The sequence below is a fragment of the Nostoc sp. genome (genome assembly GCF_036917815.1).
In the GTDB taxonomy this organism is placed as follows: domain Bacteria; phylum Cyanobacteriota; class Cyanobacteriia; order Cyanobacteriales; family Nostocaceae; genus Nostoc.
Window position 1 is genome coordinate 33,078 of sequence record NZ_JBALEK010000041.1, and the last position, 26,974, is coordinate 60,051.

A 26,974-nucleotide genomic window follows, 5' to 3' on the forward strand; every position below is an offset into this window, starting at 1 on the left:
AGATATCTGGGAATACTAAATCTGGAAGTCTTAAGGATTTAGCAGCATGGTTAGCACTATTGTCAGTATTCCCGGATATCGCATCAGCGAGGAACTCTACAATGGTTCCAGAACTCTGGTTTATCGAGGGGATCGAGAGACTGACTCAATATCGGTAGTGATTAAACTGCTGAAAAATCCTTATCCCAATTTCAGCGAATTGTTACAGTTTCGCAATCAGTACACCATTGCCAAAAATCTCAACTCACCTCTGATTGTCCAAACCTATAGCCTAGAACCCTACCAAAATGGCTATGCGCTGGTGATGGAAGACTTTGGGGGAATTTCTCTTAAAGAATGGGGAGTAGGGAGTGGGGAGTGGGGAGTGGGGGGAACCTTAGAATCTCTAATGGAGTTTTTACAGATAGCGATCGCACTCTGCAATACCTTAGATGTACTCTACCGGGAGCGGATTATTCACAAAGACATCAAATCCGCCAATATTCTCATTAATCCAGAAACCAAACAAGTTAAATTAATCGACTTTAGTATTGCATCTTTACTACCACGGGAAACCCAAACACTAGTAAATCCCAATGTGCTAGAAGGGACACTAGCTTATATTTCCCCAGAACAGACAGGAAGAATGAATCGGGGGATTGACTATCGGACTGATTTTTATTCTCTGGGTGTGACATTCTACGAGTTACTTACTGGAATTTTACCATTTCAATCAAACGATCCGATGGAGTTGGTGCATTGTCATATTGCGAAACTTCCACCCCTAGTACATGAAATTAACCCACAAATCCCGTCTGTAGTCTCGGAGATTGTCAGTAAATTGATGGCAAAAAATACCGAATCCAGATATCAGAGTGCTTTGGGATTGAAGTTTGATTTAGAAAGTTGTTTACATCAGCTACAAGTTGATGGTATAATAGGGCAATTTGAGATTGCACAGAGGGATGTGTGCGATCGCTTCATCATTCCCGACAAACTTTATGGGCGAGAAACCGAAGTTCAAACATTACTTGATGCATTTGAGCGAGTCAGCCTTGGTGCAACAGAAATGATGTTGGTAGCTGGTTTTTCAGGAATTGGTAAAACTGCCGTTGTCAACGAAGTTCATAAACCAATTGTGCGGCAACGCGGTTATTTTATCAAAGGAAAATATGACCAATTTCAACGGAATATTCCCTTCAGTGCATTTGTGCAAGCATTCCGAGATTTAATGAGACAATTGTTAAGCGAAAGTGATGCACAAATTCAACAATGGAGAAACCAAATATTAGAGGCTATTGGAGAAAATGGACAGGTAATTATTGAAGTCATCCCTGAACTAGAAATAATTATTGGTGAACAACCACCCGCCATCGAATTATCAGGAACGTCTGCACAAAATAGATTTAATTTATTATTCCAAAAGTTTACCCAAGTCTTTACAAGTTTGGAACATCCATTAGTGATGTTCTTAGATGATTTACAATGGGCAGATTCGGCATCGCTGAAATTAATGCAGTTATTAATGGCTGATACAAGTCATCTGTTCTTAATTGGTGCCTATCGTGATAATGAAACGGCACTTGCTTCAAGCCGGGAAACCCGTCCAACGCAGTGCCTCGTCAGCCCAGGACATCCATTGATGTTGACTTTGAGTGAGATTAAGAAAAACCAAGCAACAATTAATACAATTACTTTAGCACCACTCAGTAACGAGCAAGTAAATCAATTAGTTGCAGACACACTTAAATGTCCAGAAACTTTGGCATCGCCTCTTTCTCAATTAGTCTCTCAAAAAACTCAGGGAAATCCGTTTTTTGCAACCCAGTTTCTTAAAGCATTGCATCAAGAAAATATCATTCAATTTGATTTTGAGTCAGGGTGTTGGCAATGTGACATTGTACAGGTGACGACTCTTGCAGTTACAGATAACGTTGTTGCTTTTATGGCATTTCAATTGCGAAAGCTGCCACAATCAACTCAAAATGTATTGCAATTAGCTGCTTGTATTGGGAATCAGTTTGATTTAGCAACTTTGGCAATTGTTTCGGAAAAATCGTCAATTGAGACAGCTGCTGATTTGTGGAAAGCATTACAAGTAGGGCTGATTTTACCACTCAGTGATGTTTATAAGTTTTATCAAGATGAAACGGCTAATAGCTATTTGTCCATTGCTAATAGAAATCAACAAATAGCTATTAGCAATGAGCAATTAGCAAGTTATAAATTTTTACACGATCGCGTCCAACAAGCTGCCTATTCTCTGATTCCCGATGACCAAAAACAGACGACTCATTACCAAATCGGACAGTTACTTCTGCAACAGATTCCCTCAGAAGCTAGAGTTGACCGGATTTTTGAAATAGTTAATCAATTAAATTACGGAACTGCTTTAATTAGCCAACAAACAGAACGAGATGAACTAGCTGGGCTTAATCTGATTGCCTGTCGCAAAGCCAAAAGTGCCACCGCCTATCAAGCCGGACGTGAATATGCCAGCACTGGATTATCATTGCTTGGAGAGAATGCTTGGCAGCAACAATATGAAATGACTCTATCATTCCATAATGATGTGGCGGAATTGGCAATGCTCTGCGGTGACTTTGAAGCGATGCAACAGGGAATTGATATTGTCATTGAACAGGCACACTCTTTACTGGAAAAGGTCAATATTTACCGCCTTAGCATTCAAGCAAATACCTCCCAGAATAAACTGATTGAAGCTATTGCCATCGGTAAACAGATATTGCAAGAATTGGGTGTGAACTTTCCCGAATCACCGACAATAACAGATATTCAACAGGCAATCCAAGAGATTAACGAACTGATTGCTAATAAAGACATTGAAGATTTTGTTCACCTCCCGGTGATGAGAGATCAGAAAAAAATTGCCATTATTCAGATTGCCAGTAGTCTCATAGCAGTAACTTTTATCGCTGGCTCTCCCTTGTTCCCCTTCATGATTTTGCTGTCAGTCAAACTATCTTTGCAACATGGAAATACCTCTGGTTCAGCCCTTAGTTATGCTGCCTATGGCATGATTCTGTCTAGTCTATTGAAAGATATCGATCAAGCAACCCAGTTTGGTCATTTGGCACTCAATGTTGTCTCCCAGTTGGATGATAAAGCGAATAAACCTGCTGTCTTAGATGTGATAGCGGGATACATCCTGCACCGCAAATCTCCTGCTAAAGAAGCGATCGCACTTTCCCAAGAGGGCTATGTAATTGGTCTAGAAATTGGCAATCTGGAATATGCTGGCTTCAATATCAGCAAATTTTGTATCAACTCTTTCTGGTCTGGTCAGTCTCTTGTGGCTTTTGAGCAGGATACTCGTGACTACTCTCATCAATTGTTTAAGTTGAAGCAGTTGACAGCAAAGAATTATTGCCAAATATATTGGCAAGCTACTTTTAATTTGCTAGATGTTGGGGAGGAGCCTCGCAGTTTGTTGGGAGAAAGCTATCTCCAGGAGACGGAATTACTGCACCAGTTATTATCTACTAATGATGCAAGTGGATTGTATTTATTCTATTTGCATAAATTAACGTTTTGCTTCTGGTTTGGAGAAATTAGTGCCGCTAACAATTATGCAGTTGAGACTAGACGCTATTTACAGGCTAGTCCGGGAACTATCTGTGACCCTGTATTTTATCTCTATGACTTTCTAGTTGCTCTGGCACAGTTGAATGCAAATTCAGACGAGCAATTAATATCAGACACCTTAGAGCGGGTGGCAGAAAATCAAATCCAGCTAGAACACTGGGCGTACTATGCGCCGATGAATCACCAACATAAGGTTGATTTGGTGTCAGCGGAAAAATGTCGAGTGTTAGGACAAAAAGCCGAAGCCATTGAGTTTTACGATCGCGCCATAACTCTAGCCAAAGCCAACGAATATATCCACGAAGAGAGCCTTGCTAACGAGCTGGCCGCTAAATTCTATCTGGAATGGGGCAAAGAAAAGGTTGCCGTTGGATATATGCAGGAAGCCTACTATTGCTACGCTCGCTGGGGAGCTAAAGCCAAAGTGGTTGACTTAGAAACCCGCTATCCACAATTACTCCAATCGATTTTACAACAACCCAAAACCAGCTTCGATCCCCTAGAAACCCTGATAAATATTACTCATTCATCCATCCAAGCCTCCAGGATAAGCCCTAGCATTTCCGATGCCCTAGATTTTGCCTCTGCACTCAAAGCCGCCCAACTCCTCTCCAGTACCATCGAACTCGATGAACTATTGCAACAACTGACTCAAATTATTCTGCAAAACTCTGGGGGCAGTAAGTGTATATTAGTCTTGCCCCAAAATGAAACTTGGCAGGTGAGAGCTATTTCCACCCCGGAAGCTACAGAACTCTGCTCAGAACCCTTAGACGATCATCCTGACGTTCCCACTAAACTAATTCAATACGTTAAACGGACACAATCTGTAGTAGTGATCGACAATTTGCAAACAGATTTACCAGTCATTGATGACTATCTGATCCAACGCCAGCCTAAGAGTGTTTTATGTTTGCCGATTCTCAATCAGGGGCATTTAGCGGGGATTCTTTACCTGAAAAATCAATCTAATGCTGGGGTATTTACGAGCGATCGCCTCACAATAATCAACTTCCTCTGTACTCAAGCCGCAATTTCTTTGGAAAATGCCCGTCTCTATGAAGAATCTCAGACCTATGCCCAACAGTTAGAGCGGTCCCTAGCAAAATTACAGGTTAGCGAAACCCGCTTCCAAAATTTGGCGAATAATATTCCGGGGGTAGTGTACCAATTTCGTCTAGGGACTGACGGTTCAATTTCCACACCCTACATTAGTGCAGGTTGTTTAGATTTATATGAGTTAGACCCAGAATCTGCGATGGCTGGGAATCATAGTCTTTACGCTCTGCATCATCCTGAAGATCACCCAGCTATTGCCCAAGCGATCGCCTACTCTGCCCAAAATCTGACCCAATTTGCCCAAGAATGGCGCATTATCTTACCTTCAGGAACTATCAAATGGATTCAAAGTGCTGCTCGTCCAGAGCGACAAGCTGATGACGCAATCCTTTGGGATGGGGTAGTTATAGATATTAGTGAGCGCAAACTTGCAGAGGAGCAACTCCAAGCATCCCAACAGTTTTTACAATTGTTGATTAATAATATTCCCCAGTTGGTTTTTTGGAAAGACCGCAACTCTACCTTTTTAGGTTGCAACATTAGTGCTGCTAAAACTGTAAACCTAGAGTCCCCAGAGCAGATCGTGGGCAAGAATGATTATGATTTTTGTATTCCTGAAGAAGCAGAATGGTATCGCCTGTGCGATCGCCGGGTTATGGAATCAGGAAAAGCTGAATTCCACATTATCGAAACGCAACAACAAGTCGATGGTACTCAACACTGGCTCGACACCAACAAAATTCCCCTGCGAGATTCAGAGAACAACGTCATCGGTATTTTGGCCACAATAGAAGACATTACCGATCGCAAACACGCAGAAGCCGCACTTCAAGAGAAAGAGCAATTTCTCCGTAGCATCTACGATGGAGCCGAGATCGCTATTTTTGTCCTGGATGTATTGTCAGATGGCAGCTTTCGCTATGCCGGATGGAACCCTGCCGCAGAAAAGGCAAGCGGAATTCGTAGCGTTGATGTGGCGGGGAAAACGCTCATAGAAGTTATGGGAGAAGAAGAGGGCGAAAGGTTGCGACAATGGGTTGCCGAAACTGTAACAACAGGGATAAACGCGGATTATGAAGAGCATCTGTGCCTTCAGGGGCAGGAAAGCTGGTGGTTTGCCAACCTCAATCCCATCAAGAATTTGGAGGGGCAGGTTTATCGGATTATTGGCACATCGTTTAATATTAGCGATCGCAAACAAGCAGAGTTTCAATTACAACGACAGGCACAAGCCGACCAATTGCTAGCCAGCATCGCCCAATCAATTAATCAATCAGTCCGACTCGATCAAGTCATGGAGAATTGTCTGCAACAAGTGCGGCAATTTTTCCAGAGCGATCGCGTCCTGATTTGCCGCTTTGATGCCGATTACAATGTGGTCATTGATCTAGAAGTGCTTTCACAACCAGAATTGTCTCTTTTAGGACAAACCATCGTAGACCCTTGTTTTGATCAAATATGGGCGGAACGCTATCGTCAGGGGTACATAACTGCCTGCAACGATGCCCAAGCCGCAGATATCACTCTCTGCTATGCCGAATTCCTGGCGCAAATACAGGTGCAGGCAAATCTAGCCGTTGGCATTTTGGGGAATGACCAGATTTGGGGAATGATGATTGTGCATCACTGCCATACAACCCATGTCTGGCAACAGTCTGAAATCGACCTGCTCAAACAATTGGGCTTGCAAATTGGCATCGCTCACCAAAAAGCCAACCTCTATACCCAATTAGAAGCCGAACTAGCAGAACGTCGCCTCGCTGAACTTGCCTTACAACAAGCGCTAACTGATTTGCAAAACGCCCAATTACAAATGGTGCAAAGTGAAAAAATGTCTGCACTGGGTAATTTAGTTGCTGGTGTCGCTCACGAAATGAATAATCCCCTCGGTTTTATTTCTGCTAGTCTCGAACAAGCTAAACCAACCTTTACTGATATTATCGAACACTTGAAAATATATCAAGAAAATTTCCCCAATAATAGTGAGGAAATTATTGACCACGCCGAATCAATCGACTTGGATTATAGTTTAGAAGACTTGCCCAAGATAATTGATTCTATGTCGATGGCGTGCGATCGGCTCAAAAACATCAGCACCAGTTTACGTACTTTCTCTCGTGCCGATCAAGATTACAAAGTGCCATTTAACATTCACGAAGGTATTGATAGCACAATTTTAATTCTCAAACATCGTCTCAAGGCCAATGAACAACGTCCCGCCATTGAAGTTGTCACAAATTACGGGAATTTACCTCAAATTGAATGTTTTCCCGGTCAATTAAATCAGGTATTTATGAATCTGATCGCAAATGCTATTGATGCCTTAGATGAATCTAATCAGGGAAGCAGTTTTCAGGAAATTAAAGCCAATCCTAACTGCATCACAATTACAACCTCGGTCGAAAACAATAACGTTAAAATTGCTATTGCTGATAATGGTAAGGGGATGAATGAACAAGTCAAATCAAAAATATTTGACCATTTGTTTACTACCAAAGCTGTTGGTAAAGGTACAGGATTAGGGTTAGCGATCGCTCGTCAAATTGTTGAATCAACCCACGGTGGAAAATTGAGTTTTAACTCGGTTTTAGGTGAGGGTACAGAATTTATCATTGAAATTCCGGTATAGTTTAGTCCTCAGATCCCCGACAACTTGCGCGAAGTCGGGGATCTTTTTTGGGAATACTAAATCTGGAAGCCTTAACGATTTAGCAGTATGGTGAGCATCCTTATCAATATTCCCGGATATCGCATTAGTGAAGAACTCTACAATGGTTCCAGAACTCTGGTTTATCGAGGGGTTCGAGAAACTGATTCATTACCAGTAGTGATTAAACTGCTGAAAAATCCTTATCCCAACTTCTCTGAACCCTTGTCGTTTCGCAATCAGTACACCATAGCCAAAAATCTCAACTCACCTCTGATTGTCCAAATCTATAGCCTCGAACCCTACCAAAATGGCTATGCGCTGGTGATGGAAGACTTTGGGGGGATTTCTCTTAAAGATTATTTCACCTCTGACCAGGGGCGATATATCGCGTCTGGTGAAGAGTTTTTACCAATTGCGTAGGCATAGCCCGTCGTAGATATCGCACTCTGCAATACCTTAGATGTACTCTACCGCGAGCGGATTATTCACAAAGACATCAAACCCGCCAATATTCTCATTAATCCAGAAACCAAAGAAGTTAAATTAATTGATTTTAGTATTGCATCTCTGCTACCACGAGAAACCCAAGAAATTCAAAACGCCAACGCTCTAGAAGGCACCCTTTCCTATCTCTCGCCAGAGCAAACTGGGCGGATGAACCGGGGTATTAACTACCGCAGTGATTTTTATTCTTTAGGTATCACTTTTTATGAGTTACTCACCGGACAATTACCTTTTATATCTAACGATCCAATGGAATTGGTACATTGCCATTTAGCAAAAAATCCTATTCCAGTTCATGAGATAAATTCCCAGATTCCGTTAGTTTTATCGGCAATCATCAATAAGTTAATGGCGAAGAATGCAGAAGATCGCTACCAAAGTTCATTGGGAATCAAATATGATTTAGAAACGTTTCTACAACGATTACAACTTAATAAAAATATTGAATACTTTGAAATTGGCCAGAGGGATTTAAGCGATCGCTTCCTGATCGGAGAAAAATTATACGGTAGAGAAACAGAAGTTCAGCAATTACTAGAAGCTTTTGAGAGGGTTTCTCAAGGCAGCAGCGAACTAATGTTAGTAGCAGGATTTTCTGGTATTGGCAAAACTTCCGTAGTCAACGAAATACATAAGCCAATCGTGCGACAGCGCGGCTGCTTATCAGACTTGCCCAAGATGCTTGATTCTATGTCTATGGCGTGCGATATCATAATGGCTATGCGCTGGTGATGGAAGACTTTGGGGGGATTTCTCTTAAAAATTATTTCACCTCTGACCAGGGGCGATATATCGCGTCTGGTGAAGAGTTTTTACGGATTGCGTAGGCATAGCCCGTCGTAGACATCGCCCTCTGCAATATCTTAGATATACTCTACCGCGAGCGGATTATTCATAAAGATATCAAACCCGCCAATATTCTAATCAATCCCGAAACCAAACAAGTTAAACTAATCGACTTTAGTATCGCATCTTTACTTCCACGGGAAACGCAGACATTAATCAATCCCAATGTGTTAGAAGGGACATTAGCTTATATTTCCCCAGAACAAACAGGCAGAATGAATCGGGGAATTGACTATCGAACTGATTTTTATTCAGTCGGTGTCACTTTTTACGAATTACTTACAGGCAAGTTACCTTTTGCGTCAAACGATCCAATGGAGTTGGTGCATTGTCATATTGCTAAGATGCCTATGGCATTAGAGAACAGGGAAGAGATTCCCCAAGTACTCTGTGATATTGTCATGAAATTAATGGCGAAAAATGCGGAAGATAGATATCAGAGTGCTTTGGGGCTGAAGTTTGATTTAGAAAATTGTTTACATCAGCTACAAGTTGATGGTATAATTAAGGGTTTTGAAATTGCGAGTAGGGATGTGTGCGATCGCTTCATCATCCCTGACAAACTCTATGGACGAGAAACCGAAGTTGAAACCCTACTGCAAGCATTTGAGAGAGTTTGTCTCGGTGCAACAGAAATGATGCTGGTAGCTGGGTTTTCCGGTATTGGAAAAACAGCAGTTGTCAACGAAGTTCATAAACCAATTGTGCGGCAACGCGGTTACTTTATCAAAGGCAAATTTGACCAATTTCAACGCAATATTCCCTTCAGTGCTTTTGTCCAAGCCTTCCGGGATTTGATGGAGCAATTGCTAACAGAAAGTGACGTTCAAATTCAGCAATGGAAAAATCAAATATTATCAGCAGTTGGTGAAAATGGACAAGTAATTATTGAAGTTATCCCCGAATTATCAAGAATTATTGGTGAACAACCACCCGCCATAGAATTATCAGGAACATCCGCACAAAATAGATTTAATTCATTATTCCAAAAGTTTACCCAAGTCTTTACCAGCGCAGAACACCCATTAGTAATGTTCTTGGATGATTTGCAATGGGCAGATTCAGCATCACTGAAATTAATGCAGCTTTTAATGGCTGATACAGGTTATCTTTTCATCATTGGTGCATACCGTGATAACGAAGTCCACCCGGGACATCCATTAATGTTGACTTTGAATGAAATTCAAAAAAACCAAGCAACGATTAATACAATTACGTTAGCACCATTGAGTCAAGAAAAAGTTAATCAGTTAGTAGCTGACACACTCAAATGTCCAGAAGATTTGGCATGGACTCTTTCTCAACTGCTATATCAAAAAACTCAAGGAAATCCGTTTTTTGCCACCCAGTTTCTCAAAGCATTGCATCAAGAAGAACTGATTAAATTTGATTTTGAGTCAGGCTTTTGGCAATGTGACATTGCACAAGTAATGACTCAATCGGTTACAGATGATGTTGTGGCTTTTATGAGTTTTCAATTGCAAAAACTGCCACCATCAACTCAACAGGTGTTGCAGCTAGCTGCTTGTATTGGCAATCAGTTTGATTTAGCAACTTTGGCAATTGTTTCAGAGCAATCCCAAATCGAAACGGCTGCCGACTTGTGGAAAGCTTTACAAGAAGGGCTAATTTTACCGATTAGTGATGTTTATAAGTTTTATCAAGATGAAACTGCTAATAGAAATCAACAAATAGCTATTAGCAATGAGCAATTAGCAAGTTACAAATTTTTACACGATCGCGTCCAGCAAGCTGCCTACTCGCTCATTCCTGAAGCCCAAAAAGGAATTACTCACCTTTGCATTGGACAACTTTTGCTGGATAGCACTCCCATTGAAGAGCGAGAAGAGAAAATCTTTGAAATCGTTAGCCAGCTTAATCAAGGAAGTCATTTAGTCAATGGTGAGTCTCAACGTGAAGAATTGACCCAGTTGAACTTAATGGCTGCCCAAAAAGCCCAAGGCTCAACAGCTTACGCCGCAGCAAATGAGTATTTAGCAAAGGCATTGGATCTTTTAAGTTCAGACTGTTGGCAAAACCAGTATCTTCTAGCTCAAGCTATCTATAAAGCAGGTGCAGAGGTTAACTATTTAAGCGGCGATTATGAAAAAGCGAACGAGCTGATCGATCGTGCCATGCAAAAGATTGATCGTCTGCTAGAAAAAATCCCGCTTTATAAAGTTAGAATTCAAATTTTGATTGCCCGAAACCAGTTGGCTGAAGTCATAAATCTTACCTTAAATGTGCTGCAAGAATTAGGAGTCTTTTTCCCGGAAGAAATTACGTCAGATGATACGCAACAGGCGATGGAGAAAACCAAGTCTCGCATCTTTGCTCACAGCATGGAAGAGTTGCTCAATCTGCCGGAAATGAGCGATCCCCTCAGCATTGCCATCATAGAGCTTTCAATGCTCATTGTGCCAACGGCTTACTTCACTAATATCAGACTACTTGTTTTGATTCTAGCCCAGAACGTAGAGCTATCGATCCAAAAGGGGTGCTTTAGCTGGTCTCCCTATGCTTATGCTTCCTTTGGTATGATACTGGTCGATGCCGGTGGAATTGAAGAAGGTTATTTAATTGGTCAGCTTGCCTTATATCTGGTTTATCAGTTTGACTATAAAACCGTAAAATCTAGAGTGCTGCAAATATTCAATGGTCATATACATTTCTGGAAAGAACATCTTCAGGCAACAGTGCCAGCCCTTCTAGAGGGATATCAAGTGGCAGTGGAAACAGGCGATCTAGAATATGTTTGCTATTCGGCTTTAATCTACTGCTATCATTCTTACTTCCTGGGCAATCCTTTAAGCGAGGTTGCCGAAGAAATGAAGAAGTATGAACTGGCTATGCAAAAGCTTGGTCAGAATAAAGCATTGTGCTGTCATCAAGTGTATTCCCAGTCTGTCCTAAATTTGCTAGGGAGAGTTGACAATCCTTGTTTGTTGATAGGTGAAGTCTTTGATGAAGAGCAAACAGTTGAGTTTTTGCGCTCTAATCAAGATTTTCATTCTCTTGGAATGTTTTATGTCAATAAGCTCAATCTTTGCTATCTCTTTGAGAGTTATGGGCTGGCGCTGGAGGCTGGAAAGCAAGGTGCAAATTACCTGGAGAATATATCAGGAACATCAACCATTGCGATTTATTATCTTTACGATTCTTTAGTAAAACTTGCTGTTTGTCCTGAACTGGCTATCTCTAACCCCACTGGTTATAGTGAATATTTGGCAAATGTAGAAGCAAATCAAGCCAAGATGCAGAACTGGGCAACTTATGCTCCGATGAATTTCCAGCACAAATATGACTTGGTGGAAGCCGAACGACATCGTGTTTTGAACCAGAGGGCTGCCGCCGCAGATTTGTACGATCGCGCCATAACTCTTGCAAAAGAACATCAGTTCATTAACGAGGAAGCCTTAGCCAATGAGATGGCAGCAAAGTTTTACCTGGAGTGGGGCAAAGAGCGGATTGCTCAGGAGTACATGACTGAAGCCTACTACGGCTATACCCGTTGGGGTGCTAAAGCCAAGGTTGCTGACTTGGAAATCCGCTATCCGCAACTCCTCGCTCCTATCCTCCAGCAAAATCGTTCTCTTCTGTCAACCAACGAGACTATTTTTGCATTGGAAAGTATCACATCCACAAGTTCCGCCACTTCTAACAGTAGCAGCGTCTCCGTGGCTTTAGATTTAAATGCGATTCTCAAAGCTTCCCAAACTATCTCAGGTGAAATCGAACTCGAAAAACTACTTTCATCGTTGCTTGAAATCATCATCGAAAATGCGGGGGCTAATAAATGTGTGTTAATGATGTTGCGAGACGATCGCCTGTTAATTAAAGGGTCAATTATTGAGGGTTCGGAGCCAGTCGTGTTGCAGAGCCTTCCCATTGAGGACAGCCAGGATATTCCCTTGAAGCTGATTTACAAAGTGAAGCACAATCGGCAGACTACTGTGCTGATTGATGCAACGGCTGATCCGATTTTAGTCAATGACCCGTATATCATGCGTCAGCAGCCGAAGAGTATCTTGTGTAGCCCGATTTTGCATCAAGGTAAATTACTGGGCATTTTATATCTAGAAAATAATTTAGTGACAGGGGCGTTCACGAGCGATCGCGTGGAACTACTGAATTTACTCTGCGCTCAGGCGGCAATTTCCCTAGAAAATGCCCGACTTTACTCGCTTTCGCTAGAAAATGCCCAACAGCTAAAACAGTCATTGGGCGAGTTGAGCCAGAGTAACTCTCGCTTTGAGAAACTTGTCGATAATGTTCCTGGCGTTGTTTATCAATACTGCATATCTGCTGATGCTGCAATTTCCCTAGCGTACATCAGTGCAGAATGTTACGACCTATATGAAATTACGCCAGACCAAGCCATGTCTAATTGGCAGTTGCTGATAGAAGCCATACATCCAGATGATACTGCAAGTTACCAACAGTCTATTACCGACTCGATGCAAACCTTAACTCCTTTTAATTGGTCAGGGCGAATTATTACACCATCTGGAATCGTCAAGTGGATTCACGGCGAAGCTCGAGTCGAACAACTTGCTGATGGATCTCTAGTTTGGGATGGATTAATATTGGATATTAGCGAACGCAAACGGGCGGAGCAAGAACTGCAAAACGCGCAATTACAAATAGTGCAAAGTGAAAAAATGTCTGCACTAGGTAATTTAGTCGCAGGGGTAGCCCATGAAATGAATAATCCTCTCGGTTTTATTGCTGCCAGTCTAAAACTTGCTAAACCCACCTTGGCTGATATTGTTGAACACTTGAAACTCTATCAAGAAAATCTCCCAAATCCAGCCGATAAAATTATAGACCATGCTGAAGAAATCGACTTGGATTATAGCTTATCAGACTTGCCCAAGATGCTTGATTCTATGTCTATGGCGTGCGACAGATTAAAAAACATCAGCACCAGTTTAAGAACTTTCTCTCGTGCCGATCAAGACTACAAAGTGCCATTTAACATTCATGATGGCATTGATAGCACAATTTTAATTTTGAAACATCGTCTCAAGGCTAATGAACAACGTCCCGCTATTGAAGTTGTCACCAACTACGGTAATTTACCTCAAATTGAATGCTTCCCTGGTCAATTAAATCAGGTATTTATGAATCTGATCGCTAATGCAATTGATGCATTAGAAGAATCTAATCATGGACGTAGATTTGAGGAAATTAAAGCTAATCCTAACTGCATTACAATTACAACCTCAGTCGAAAATAATCTAGTTAGAATTGCGATCGCTGATAATGGTAAAGGGATGAGTGAACAAGTCAAATCCAAAATATTTGACCATTTATTTACTACGAAAGCTGTGGGTAAAGGGACAGGATTGGGGTTAGCGATCGCTCGTCAAATTGTCGAAGAAATCCACGGCGGAAAATTGAGTTTTAACTCGGTTCTGGGTCTAGGTACTGAATTTATCATTGAAATACCGGTATGATTTTTAGCTTTTGTTGTTAAACAGCCTCAGATATCTGGAAATACTAAATCTGGAAATCTTACAGATTAGGTTTACCCTTCCCTCAGCGTCCAATTTCCACATCTTCCAGGATGCCAAGTGCATCGGGGATGAGAATCGCTGCGGAGTAGTAGGCGCTGACAAGGTAAGAAACGATCGCTTTTTCGCTGATGCCCAAAAACCGCACAGACAAACTGGGTTGGTATTCATCAGGGATACCCGTTTTGTGTAGACCTACCACGCCTTGGTTTTCTTCTCCAACACGGAGTACCAAAATAGAGCTAGTACCTTCCTTGGTGATCGGAATTTTGTTACAAGGAAAAATCGGATAGTTGCGCCATGCAGGTACAATCTTTCCGTTCACCTGCGTGCTTGGGGAATAGATTCCACGACGGTTACACTCGCGGTTAAAAGCAGCGATCGTGCGAGGGTGAGCTAGGAAAAAATGGGATTTGCGCCGCCGAGAGAGCAATTCATCAAAATCATCTGGAGTCGGTGGGCCGGTGCGGGTAAAGATACGTTGCTTAAGATCGGCATTGTGCAACAACCCGAAATCAGGGTTATTAAGCATTTCGTATTCTTGCCGTTCCCGCAACGCTTCGATAGTCAGCCGTAATTGTTGCTCCGTCTGGTTCATCGGTTCGTTGTAGAGGTCAGCAACTCGCGTATTCACCTGTAAAATGGTTTGAGCGACGCTTAACTCATACTCCCGTGGACTCAAGTCGTAATCAACAAATGTCCTGGGTAACTCAGTTTCCTGACTATGACCTGCGGACATGACGATCTCGGCTTGATTGTACCTATCCTGAGGTTTGCTCAACATAGCTCTAAAGCGATCGACCTGAGTTTGCAACGCTTCAGACTGGTTTAGCAACTCCCGAAACGCCTGTACTGGCAAGGCCAACACCGTGCAACGAGTAATCGCTCTCAGGCTAACCTCCCATGTATCCTGAGATAAAACTATCGCTTCGCCACCAAAACAATCGCCGTCAGCTAGAATATCCCGTAAAGCTTCCGCCTCATATTTTCCGGCCTTAAGCTGATTAACTTTACCATGAGCAATTAATAACACCTGGTCGGCTGGTTGACCTTCCTGGACAATTACCTCACCAGGGGCAAATTCTTGTTGCACAAAGCGGGCTGCCAAGGCGTTGAGTACCTCAATATCCTCAAACCCACGCAGTAAAGATAGTTCACAAAGAGCTTGGGGAATGACCCGTACTTCGGCTCCTGTATTGGTAAAGCTAACCCGTCCATTGCCAACATCATAGGTCAAGCGACGGTTAACCCGATAGGCTCCACCTGTGACTTGCACCCAAGGCAACATCTGTAACAACCACCTGGGGGTAATGCCCTGCATCTGGGGCGGAGTTTTCGTGGTTTTAGCTAAATTCCGTGCCCCTTTGGTGCTTAAGCTCATCTGGGGTTGCCCGTTTTCTTGGTCTAAATTTGGCCCAATCGAAGCATCTGTCATAAAGTTAACGTTTCATGAGACTAAATTTACTTTCCTAAGAGAGAGCATTGGGGGGTAGGGGCGAACGGTCGTACCCTTCGGGAACACTAAGAGCGATCGCCCCTACTTTCAAGAGGATGTCCGACTACTTAGAGACCAATTTCTACATCTTCAAGGATGCCTAAGGCGTCAGGAACAAGAACGGCTGTAGAGTAGTAAGCGCTGACTAGGTAGGAAATAACAGCCTTTTCGTTAATACCCATGAAGCGCACAGATAAACTAGGCTGATATTCATCAGGAATGCCAGTTTTATGAAGACCAATGACACCCTGGTTGGTTGCTCCCACACGCATTAAGAGAATCGAGCTAGTACGCTCTTTTGTAACTGGAATCTTATTGCAAGGATAGATGGGAATACCACGCCAAGACGGAATTGCACTGTTACCCGTGGGGATAGGATCGGGATAGAGTCCTAGACGGTTGCATTCTCGACCAAAAGCAGCAATAGCGCGGGGATGAGCTAAGAAAAAGCTCGGTTCTTTCCAAACAATAGAGATCAATTCATCGAGATCGTCAGGAGTTGGCGGGCCACTGCGGGTAAAGATGCGTTGTTTGAGATCGGCATTGTATAACAGTCCGAAGTTACGATTGTTAACTATTTCGTGTTCTTGGCGTTCCCGTAATGCTTCGATGGTGAGCCGCAATTGTTCCTCAGTCTGATTCATGGGTTCGTTGTAGAGGTCAGCAACCCGCGTATTGATTTGCAAAATGGTTTGAGCAACGCTTAACTCATATTCCCGTGGATTGAGTTCATAGTCTGCAAATGTCCCTGGTAATACTTCCTCTGCAAGGTGCCCGGAGGTAATATCAATCGAGGCTTCCCCTTCTTGGTTTTTGGGCTGGCGCAATTTTTCTCTGAATCGATCCACTTGCGCTTGCAGAGCCTCAGACTGGTTAACCAGGTTTTGAAAGGCTGCTTGAGGCAGAGATAAGATTATAGAACGAGTCAGGGCGGTGAGAGTGACATCCCAAGTATCCTGGGATTCCACTAAAGCGTAGTCACCAAAATGATCGCCATCGGCTAATACATCCAAAACAACTTGCTCGTCATACTTGCCAGGACCAATTTTATTGACTTTACCATGAGCAATCAACAATACTTGATCGGCCTCTTGACCTGCTTGGATGATGACATCTCCAGCAGCAAATTCTTGTTGCACAAATTGACTAGCCAAGGCGTTTAACACCCCGACATCTTCAAATCCCCGCAACAAAGGTAACTCAGTGAGTTCTTGAGGAATGACCTGTATCTGAGCGCCTGTATTGCTAAAGCTAACCCGTCCATCCCCAACTGTATAGGTTAAGCGACGGTTGACCCGATAGCTGCCACCCACTGTTTCTACCCAAGGCAGCAGTTTTAAGAGCCACCGTGAGGTAATGCCCTGCATCTGGGGTTGGGTTTTGGTGGTTGTTGCCAAATTACGCGCCGCTTCTGTCCCCAAACTTATTGGCTGTTGCTCAATTTGATTTTCTAGGGGAGTATTTGCTGCATTAGTCATGATAAATCTCCATTGGTAGTGTTTGTTGACAAATTATTTAATTGACCGGAATACGGATTCAGATTGAGCTAACCTTTAGTTCTTAACAGCGATCCGATTTTGGTAGCTGAAGTCCCTAACCCTGTAGGACCACTCGGTAAGTTCTGCACCACTGGCTGAACATTGGTTTGAGTTCTTTCCTGACCGACACTTGGTCTAATCTGGATCGCCGCAGTGCCTAACCCTGTAGGACCTTGGAGTAAGCGTTTTTCTGTCGAGTTATTCCGCAATTCAAATTCCTTATAGCGGTCTACTGCTCTATGCCATTTGAGTACCCCACACATCCACTGCTCTAGTTTCTTGATATATCCGTACAGTTTCTTGCGGGTGCTTGTATCCAGTCCGAAATCATCACACAAGGCAGGGAGTTCAGTAGCAACAATATGTTCAAACTGAAGGGCACGAGAGGTCATCAGGTCGTTAACAATTGCGATCGCGTGGGGGATATCGCAGTTCAGGAAATTCTGAACCGCCAGCACACCGTTATTAATCTCGCCCTCAAATTCGATTTCTTTCTGGTAAGAGAAAACATCATTCGTCAGACAGGCGAAATCAGCAGCCGAATTATCGATATTCTGCATGGTTCGGGTGCGGAATATCTCTGGTGGGATCTCGTCCCCTTGGGAAAGTCGAGACAGGCTCATGGTTAGATCGGAGCCAAAGGTCTTACGACGCATTTCCACATAGTCTATCGGGTCTGGAATGCGATTTTGGATTTGGTTAGCTAGTTCCCATAACCAGCTTTCCGTCATATCTTCAATCGCCCGACGAAACTGACGACGAGCATTAGGGTTCATGGGGCCAGCCGTCCGCGCCCAAATATCCGCCAAACCCCGTTCGACTGGGTTGGTGGCTTCGGGAACAGGACTCCCATCAAGGGGCATAAAGTCCGATAACCGAGCGTTGAAGATTTTCGCCCCGGCCATGTTGCGGCTATAGCCATACAGCGCCGGGAAGTAGTCATCAGCATAGGTTCCCCAAACCAGCCAGCAGGCTGTGATATTCAACTCAGCACTAGACCCATTGGGATGAATATAAGCACCGCATAAAGCTACGTCAGCCACATCGAATTTATGGTCATCCCAGATGTAAATGCTGGGCATCCCTGGTAGTCTGTCCAGCATCCCCATTTGACGCGCCCATTCCTGAGAATGCTGCCGAGCCTCTTCTAGATGGGGATTCAAACTGGTGGAAAAGGGCATATAAAACTGTGGCAGGGTTACTGGCCCTACAGGCTGATAGGGAACATGGGTGAAGCTTTTAAACCGTTTTAGTCCCAAACTATCGTATAAGGTTCCCAGACGGGCGGCCGATGTGCCTAGTCCAGTGGGGCCACCTAAAAACCAACTTGCTGTCGAAGATTTGTCTGATGTCTGGTTCATGTAGCGGCTCGATCGCGTATGCCACTCATGACCTCCCGACTGCCAGTCTTGAAGTCCTTTGGCATATAGGACAACTTTCAGACGCTCATCAGGAGTCAGACTATATTCCTCGAACAAGGAAGGAAGTTCAGTGACAAAGGTATTCTCGAACTGTTGCACGCGAGATGTGAGTAAGTCGTTAGTGAGGTTGGCTGCTTCTTGGGTACTCACATCGAGGAATTGTTCCAAGACCAAGATACAGTTCGCATTTTCCCCTTCTTCTTCTACTTCTCTTTGATAAGAGAAGATGTCATTTCGCAGATGTACCCCATCAGAAAAGGTATCTTTGAGGACACGCATTGGTCGAGATGGCGCGATCGCAGCCGGAATTTCTGCCCCAACCACGTGTTCCACTAGGTTAGCTGACCAGGGCGCTCCTCCTACCTTACGGCGCATCTCAATGTACTCAATGGGGTTGGCGACTCGATGCTGGCTGATATTGGCGAGTTCCCACTGAGATTCTTTGAGAAGATTGATGGTACTTTCAGAAAATCGGATTACCCAGTCTTGGGAGGCATTGGGAATGGTGCGATTCCAGAGGTCTACTAAACCCAGTTCTACGGCATTGGTGGGTTCTGGCGACGTTTCTTGGGGCTGTACAGGCATAAACGCTGGTAGTCCATTGAGGTACTTCTTAGCCCCGGACATATCTTGGGTACGCTTGTAAAGCTCAAGGAAGTGATCGTCAAAGAAAAATACCCAAACATACCAGTCAGTTACCAGATTGAGCATCTGTTCATCGGCATCTGGATGGGTATAGGAACACAATAGTGCATAGTCATGGGCATCAAACTTGCGCTCATCCCAAATCCCATAATCTTCTGATCCTTCTGCCCCACCCAAAATTCCCATTTCATAAGCCCAAGCTTTAGAATGTACCCGTGCTGCTTCCAGGTTTGGGTTCAGCCGTGCCGGCCAAGGTACATAAAAACTCGGCAACTCAAAAGGTTGCTTACTTGAAGTCATTGTCCATTTAAACCTATCAGTTTAAGCTCATTGTTTTGATTTAAGTCTTGTTAATTTTTTTGATATTTTTGGTTAATCTTTGATACCATGAACTTTCTCCTTATAATCGAAAAATTCACAAATTGCTCTTACCAGAATTTCGTGAAATTGTTTAACCGACTACCGTGGGTTTAAATCCCCCAGTTCAATAACTGGCAAGTTTTGGGTCGGAGTCTAAATCCCCGTCACAAAACTTAATTACGAATTATTTAAGATAATCCACTTTTTGCTGTGCCTACTTAAATAAATTAAGCGGCTTTTTAGTTAAATCTCATTATGCAGGAGTCTGAATGAATATATAGGAGTGCGATTTGATTTCTGAAAAAATCTAAGTATCTGTAGGGTGTGTTATGGCGTAGCCTAACGCACCTAAATCGTTAACTGGTGCGTTAGCCTTTGGCGTAACGCAACGCCAGTTCGCTCAAGTCGGGAAACCCGCCCACACGACTGGCTCCCCTACGTATATTTCAGAAATCAAATATGAGTCCTATATACTGATTGACTATCAATTGCTGCTTCTAAAGGACTAGGTTTACGCCCCGCAGCAACTCGAACTCACTAAGAAAGTTTGTCATACACCTTCAGCCAAGTATTATCTTTGCTTTATCTCCAAAAATAGCTATAAACATCTGTCTTTAAGATCATCTCAGCTTTATCAATAAAATGCAATAACAGTTAAGACGTTTAGTTATCATTAATTGGATAGTTAAGACAGTTAAGAAAATAATTAAGTAGACAGTTAAGACAGTTAAGAAAATAATTAAGTAGACATTTAAGACAGTTAAGACAGTTAAGAAAATAATTAAGTAGAGAATGAAGTGAATAATTAAAATATAAAAAAAAATAATAAGTAATATATCAGTTCCCAATGAGAGCAATGCGATGGTAGTTCCTACAGAACAGTGCAGGTAATCAGAAATAGAGCCAATCCTCCGGCAAACCGAGCCTACAAGTAAGGAAAATCGTTACTGAAACGATCGCTTGTTTTTTGTTCTGAACCTCGAAACCCTATATATTTCGTACCTGCACCTGGTTGTAGGGACTAGCGAAGAAATATTCAGAGGCGATCGCTGGGTAATTGAGGCATTCTCTCAACTGGAACAGCCTGCTATGTTGCGATCGCACAGCGTCTCGTAGAGAGCGTCCCAATACTGCTCGGTTAAGAATCGATCCCCCCAACCCTCCTTAAAAAGGCTTGCTCAGAATGGCTTATTTTTCCCCCTTTTTAAGGGGGACTAAGGGGGATCTCCAATGACTATGCACCAAAACCTACGCAGTATTGGAGAGCATCCTGCTTGAATTTTGAATTCCGCCTTGCGGTACTAGTAATTTGGGAATACTAAATCTGGAAGTTATAAGGATTTAGCAGTATGGTTAGCACTATTGTCAGTATTCCCGGATATCGCATCTATGATTTACTCTACAATGGTTCCAGAACCTTGGTTTATCGGGGGTATCGAGAAACCGACTCATTACCTGTAGTGATTAAAATACTGAAAAATCCTTATCCGAATTTCAGTGAACTCTTGTCGTTTCGCAATCAGTACACCATTGCTAAAAATCTCAACTCACCGCTAATCGTCCAAACCTATAGCCTCCAAGCCTATCAGAATGGCTATGCCTTGGTGATGGAAGACTTTGGCGGGATTTCTCTTAAAGATTATTTCACCTCTGACCAGGGGCGATATATCGCGTCTCTAGGAGAGTTTTTAAAGATAGCGATCGCACTGTGCAATACCTTAGATGTATTGTATCGAGAGCGGATTATTCATAAAGACATCAAACCCGCCAATATTTTAATTAATCCCGAAACAAAACAAGTTCAATTAATTGACTTTAGTATTGCATCTTTACTCCCACGAGAAACACAAACACTCATCAATCTCAATGTATTAGAAGGGACACTAGCTTATATTTCCCCAGAACAAACCGGGAGAATGAATCGGGGAATTGACTATCGGACTGATTTTTATTCTCTGGGTGTGACATTCTACGAGTTACTTACTGGTGTTTTACCATTTCAATCAAACGATCCGATGGAGTTGGTGCATTGTCATATTGCAAAACTTCCACCCCTAGTACATGAAATTAACCCACAAATCCCGTCTGTAGTCTCGGAGATTGTCAGTAAATTGATGGCAAAAAATGGTGAAGACCGCTATCAAAGTACCTTGGGACTGAAATTTGATTTAGAAAATTGTTTAACTCAACTCCAAAAAACTGGTAAGATTGAAACTTTTGAAATTGCCCAAAGGGATGTGTGCGATCGCTTTATTATCCCTGATAAACTCTATGGAAGAGAAAGAGAAGTATCAACCCTACTCCAAGCATTTGAAAGAGTCAGCCTGGGTGCAACAGAAATGATGCTGGTAGCTGGTTTTTCGGGTATTGGTAAAACTGCGGTTGTCAACGAAGTTCATAAACCGATTGTGCAGCAACGTGGCTATTTTATCAAAGGTAAATACGACCAATTTGGGCGCAATATTCCCTTCAGTGCATTTGTGCAAGCATTCCGGGATTTAATGGGGCAATTGCTCACAGAAAGTGATGCTCAAATCCAGCAATGGAAAAGCAATATATTAGAGGCTGTGGGGGAAAATGGACAAGTAATTATTGAAGTCATCCCCGAATTATCTAGAATTATTGGTATCCAACCAGCAGTACCAGAATTATCAGGAACTGCTGCCCAAAATAGATTTAATTCAATATTTCAGAAATTTATTAGCGTTTTTACAACTAAAAAACATCCCTTAGTGATGTTTTTGGATGATTTACAGTGGGCTGATTCGGCTTCTTTCAAACTGGTTGAATTATTGATGGGTGACGAAAGCGGATATTTATTATTAATTGGTGCTTACCGGGATAATGAAGTGTCTCCAATACATCCTTTGATGATCACTTTGGAGGAGATGCATAAAGTGGGTGCAGTTATTAATAGTATTACATTGCAAGTTCTTAGTGAAAATACTTTAAATCGACTGGTTGCAGATACTTTAAATTGCATACACGACCTAGCTACACCTTTGACGCAGTTAATTTATCAAAAAACTCAAGGAAACCCATTTTTTAGTACACAGTTCCTCAAGGCTTTATATGAAGATAATTTGATTGTATTCAACTCTGATCTAGGATGCTGGCAGTGCGATATTACCCTAGTTAAACAAGCTGCATTGACTGATGATGTGGTAGAGTTTATGGCGCAACAGTTACAAAAGCTACCTTTTTCAACCCAAGAGATTTTAAAGTTAGCGGCATGTATTGGCAATCAATTTAATTTGATGACCTTAGCAGCTGTTTCTCAACAGTCAGAAAATGAAACTGCTGCCGCACTTTGGAAAGCTTTGCAGGAAGCTTTGGTTTTACCACAAAGTGAAATTTATAAGTTTTATATTGGCAATAAAGAAGCAATTTACCAACAAGAAATGTCCCATGTTGTTAATTACAAATTCTCCCATGACCGCATTCAGCAAGCTGCTTATTCATTGATTCTTGATGAAGATAAACAAGCAACCCATTTACAGATTGGACGTTTATTATTATCCAACACTTCAGATGGCGAACAAACAGATAAATTATTTGATATCGCCAATCAATTGAATATGGGAATTTCCCTGATCGCCGATGACGTTGAGAAAAATAAAGTTGCCCAAATCAACCTCAATGCTGCTCAGAAAGCGAGAAGGGCAACGGCATATTCATCGGCTTTTAGTTATGCAGAAAAAGGGATGAGTTTGTTAGATGATAATAGTTGGCAACGGCAATATAATATTACTCTTAGTTTGCATAATATTGCCGCAGATACAGCATTTCTGACAGGTAGGTTTGCAGAAATTACTCAATTGATGGAGGTAGTAAAACTTAATTCCCAAACAGTAGTAGATAACCTTGCTGTTTATGAGGCTCAAATTCAAGCTTATAGTGCCCAGAAGAATTATCAAAAGTCGATTGATACGGGTTTAGAATTTCTCCAATTGTTAGGGATTAAATTACCATCGCAGCCAAGTAAATTACAAGTGTTGGCAGAATTAATCAAAGCTAAGGTTTTATTGCGCGGTAAGTCGTCAGAAAAACTGTTGCAATTACCTGTAATGACAAATCCAGAAACTATTGTCGTCCTGCAAATTTGCAATTTAATTTTCTATCCAGCATATTTTTGTTCGCAGTCATTAATGGTACTATTGACATTTCTGGGCGTACAGAAATCTCTTCAACAAGGTAATTCTATCTGGTCATCTACTTTTTATTCAGTCTACAGCGTTATTTTATCAAATTTGCAGGAATTGGAAGCAAGTTATCAAATGGGTCAATTTTCCCTGAAGTTACTAAATAAATTACCAAACCTCTATATTGAAGGACAAATAAAAGTAATCGTGGCAATCTTCAGCCAAATTTGGCAACAACCACTCAGCAACAGTTTACACTTGATTCGGGAAGGCAAACAGGCAGGCTTGGATTGTGGAGATTTTGCTTACGCAGCTACGGGATACTTCAATGAAATTAATATAGGTTTCTTCTTAGGAAAGCCACTCATTGAGTTGTTACCAATCTCTGAACTCTACCATCAAGCATTGACAACGGAAATACCCAATGAAGTGAGTCTACAACAAATTAGTATACTGCGGCAGGTAATGCTAAATCTGACGGAGGCATCTCCCCAACCCCATATATTAGTTGGCACAGAGTGCGATGAAACACAGCTAATTCCCCACTTTCAAGCCAGTAATGATGCTGTCTTTCTTTCTACTATTTATGGCTTCAAAGCACTTATTGCATACTTGTTTAGTAATATCTCAGTAGCACTTGATGCAGCAGATGCTTGCCTTCCCTACGAACAAGAATTAATTGGTATCTATAGTATTATATCTACTTGGTTTTATGATGCCTTAACGCGATTGGCTGCTTATCCTAACTCCTCACCTCAACTAAAAAAGCAGCTACTCAAACGAGTTACCAAAATTCAGTACAACCTAGAACGACGGGCAAAATTAGTTCCCACCGACATTAAACACAAATGCGATTTAATTAGAGCAGAACGCCATCGCATTCTCGGCAATAAACTTCAAGCACAAGAATATTACGACCTGGCAATATCGGGGGCAAAACAAAACAGCTATATTCAAGAAGAAGCTTTAGCAAACGAACTCGCGGCTAAATTTTACCTCGAATGCGGTAAAGAAAAAATTGCTCAAGTCTATATGCAAGAAGCTTACTATTGTTATGCGCGTTGGGGAGCAAAAGCCAAAGTTACCGACTTAGAAAAACGCTATCCCCAACTACTTGAATTTCTCCTGAAACAACAAAAACTTAATCTCAATCTCAATCCCTTAGAAACTATTGGCTTTGGTGGGACTTTCTCATCTAGTTACACGAATACTACTGGCGGCACCAATATTTCCGACGTTTTAGATTTTACCTCTGCCCTGAAAGCCGCTCAAGCTATTTCCAGTTCTCTGGAATTAGATACACTCATCGCCAGTCTCACCCGGATTATCTTAGAAAACTCTGGCGCGAGAAAAGCTGTACTGCTGCTTCCCCAAGAAAATATTTGGCAAGTACGAGCAATTACTTTTATTGATCGTGAGAAAATACAAACGAGCCTCAGCCCAGAATCACTAGACAATTGTCAAAATATTCCTGTAAAAATTATCCATTACGTCAAAAATACCCAACAAACAGTGGTTATAGACAATTGCAAAACAGATATTCCTGGTTTAATTGGGGAATATATGTTGCAATATCAACCCCAAAGTGTATTTTGTACTCCGATTATTAATCAAGGGCATTTGGTGGGGATTCTCTATTTAGAGAATAAAATGATTCAAGGGTTATTTAACAGCGATCGCCTGAATATTATTAACCTCATTTCTTCCCAAGCTGCAATATCTCTAGAAAATGCTCGACTTTATCAAGAATCTCTAGAAAATGCTCAACAGCTAAAACAATCCCTGAGACAACAAAAGACCTTGTTTAATGTTGTGAACCAGATGCGGAAATCTTTAGATTTAGATGTTATTTTCAGTGCCGTTACCCAAAATATTCGGCGCATCCTCAATGCTGATCGAGTGGGCATATATCAATTTCATCTAGATGTAAATTATGAATATGGCGAATTTATAGCTGAAGATGTACTACCAGCATTCCCTTCTGCTCTAGCAGTCAAAATTCAAGATCATTGCTTTGGCGAAAGCTATGCCAACCTCTATAAACAGGGACACTTTGGTGTAATCAATGATTTACAATCATCTGATATTTTAGAGTGTTATCGGGAAATTTTAGGGCAATTTCAGATTCAAGCATCATTAGTTGTGCCGATTATGCAAGAAGAAGAACTGTGGGGATTACTCTGCATTCACCAATGCGCTAATCCTCGTCACTGGCTACCATCGGAAATTCAATTTGCACAGCAAGTCGGCGCACAAATGGGAGTTGCACTCAAGCAAACAGATTTATTAATTGCAACGCAAAAACAAGCAACTCAACTGGAACAAACACTCCAGCATCTCCAGCAAACCCAACTTCAGTTAGTCCAAAATGAGAAAATGTCTGCTTTAGGTAACTTAGTTGCTGGAGTAGCCCATGAAATGAATAATCCATTGGGCTTTATTTCTGCCAGCCTCCAACAAGCTAAACCCAGCCTTGCGGATATTGTTGAACACTTGAAACTCTATCAAGAAAGTCTACCAAATCCAGGCGATGAAATCAAAGACCATGCCGAAAAAATTGACTTAGATTATAGCTTAGAAGATTTACCCAAGATTATTGATTCAATGGTGATGGCGTGCGATCGCCTGGAAAATATCAGCACTAGTTTAAGAACTTTTTCCCGCAGTGATAAAGATTATAAAGTACCGTTTAATATCCATGAAGGTCTTGACAGTACGATTTTAATTCTCAAACATCGCCTGAAAGCAGACGAACAACGTCCAGCAATTGAAGTGATAACTGATTATGGTAATTTGCCCCAAATTGAATGTTTTTCTGGGCAATTAAATCAGGTATTTATGAATATTCTGGCCAATGCAATTGATGCACTGGATGAATCAAATATGGGACGGAGTTTCAAAGAAATTAAGGACAATCCCAACCGAATTACAATTAAAACCTCACTGGTAAATGAAGGCGTGAAAATTGCGATCGCTGATAATGGTAAGGGGATGAATGAATCAGTGAAACAAAAGATTTTTGACCACTTATTTACTACAAAAGGTGTGGGTAAAGGGACGGGATTAGGATTAGCGATCGCTCGGCAAATCGTTGAAGAAACCCACGGCGGAAAATTGAGTTTTAACTCGATTCTAGCTGAGGGTACAGAATTTATCATTGAAATTCCGGTGTAATTTTTGGCTTTTTTGGTAAACAGCTTCAGATATCTGGGA

General features: G+C 41.9%; 7 protein-coding genes and 1 pseudogene. 4 read left to right on the forward strand and 4 right to left on the reverse strand.

The features are described from left to right. Window positions 1–46: 46 nt before the first annotated feature. The 3 genes and pseudogenes from V7K97_RS11185 to V7K97_RS11195 all read left to right on the forward strand — a co-directional run bounded on the left by V7K97_RS11185 (window position 47) and on the right by V7K97_RS11195 (window position 14,103). On the forward strand, window positions 47–7,273 hold the full coding sequence (locus tag V7K97_RS11185; RefSeq protein ID WP_334800983.1) for an AAA family ATPase: 7,227 nt from the start codon (window positions 47–49) through the stop codon (window positions 7,271–7,273). A gap of 87 nt (window positions 7,274–7,360) precedes the next feature. Next, window positions 7,361–8,455 (forward strand): annotated as a pseudogene (locus tag V7K97_RS11190) (protein kinase domain-containing protein); the annotation flags it as partial. Window positions 8,456–8,643: 188 nt separating this feature from the next. Next, on the forward strand, window positions 8,644–14,103 hold the full coding sequence (locus V7K97_RS11195) for an AAA family ATPase (RefSeq protein WP_442938905.1): 5,460 nt from the start codon (window positions 8,644–8,646) through the stop codon (window positions 14,101–14,103). An 82-nt stretch (window positions 14,104–14,185) separates the two neighbouring features. Here the strand turns inward: V7K97_RS11195 and V7K97_RS11200 are convergent, their stop codons facing one another. The 4 genes from V7K97_RS11200 to V7K97_RS11215 all read right to left on the reverse strand — a co-directional run bounded on the left by V7K97_RS11200 (window position 14,186) and on the right by V7K97_RS11215 (window position 20,747). Next, window positions 14,186–15,595, reverse strand: coding sequence for a family 2B encapsulin nanocompartment shell protein (locus tag V7K97_RS11200; RefSeq protein WP_334800984.1), 1,410 nt, complete (start codon window positions 15,593–15,595; stop codon window positions 14,186–14,188). Between the two features lie 128 nt (window positions 15,596–15,723). Beyond that, entirely contained in the window at window positions 15,724–17,133 is a 1,410-nt protein-coding gene (locus V7K97_RS11205; RefSeq protein ID WP_334800985.1) for a family 2B encapsulin nanocompartment shell protein, read from the reverse strand. Window positions 17,134–17,201: 68 nt separating this feature from the next. Next, on the reverse strand, window positions 17,202–19,559 hold the full coding sequence (locus V7K97_RS11210; protein WP_334800986.1) for a family 2 encapsulin nanocompartment cargo protein terpene cyclase: 2,358 nt from the start codon (window positions 19,557–19,559) through the stop codon (window positions 17,202–17,204). A gap of 1,047 nt (window positions 19,560–20,606) precedes the next feature. Beyond that, window positions 20,607–20,747, reverse strand: a complete 141-nt coding sequence (locus tag V7K97_RS11215; RefSeq protein WP_334800987.1) for a hypothetical protein — start codon at window positions 20,745–20,747, stop codon at window positions 20,607–20,609. 221 nt (window positions 20,748–20,968) lie between these two features. Here V7K97_RS11215 and V7K97_RS11220 point away from each other — a divergent pair, with 221 nt between their 5' ends. Continuing rightward, window positions 20,969–26,935: an AAA family ATPase gene (locus V7K97_RS11220; protein ID WP_334800988.1), complete on the forward strand. Its 5,967-nt coding sequence runs from the start codon at window positions 20,969–20,971 to the stop codon at window positions 26,933–26,935. The last annotated feature ends 39 nt before the right edge of the window (window positions 26,936–26,974 follow it).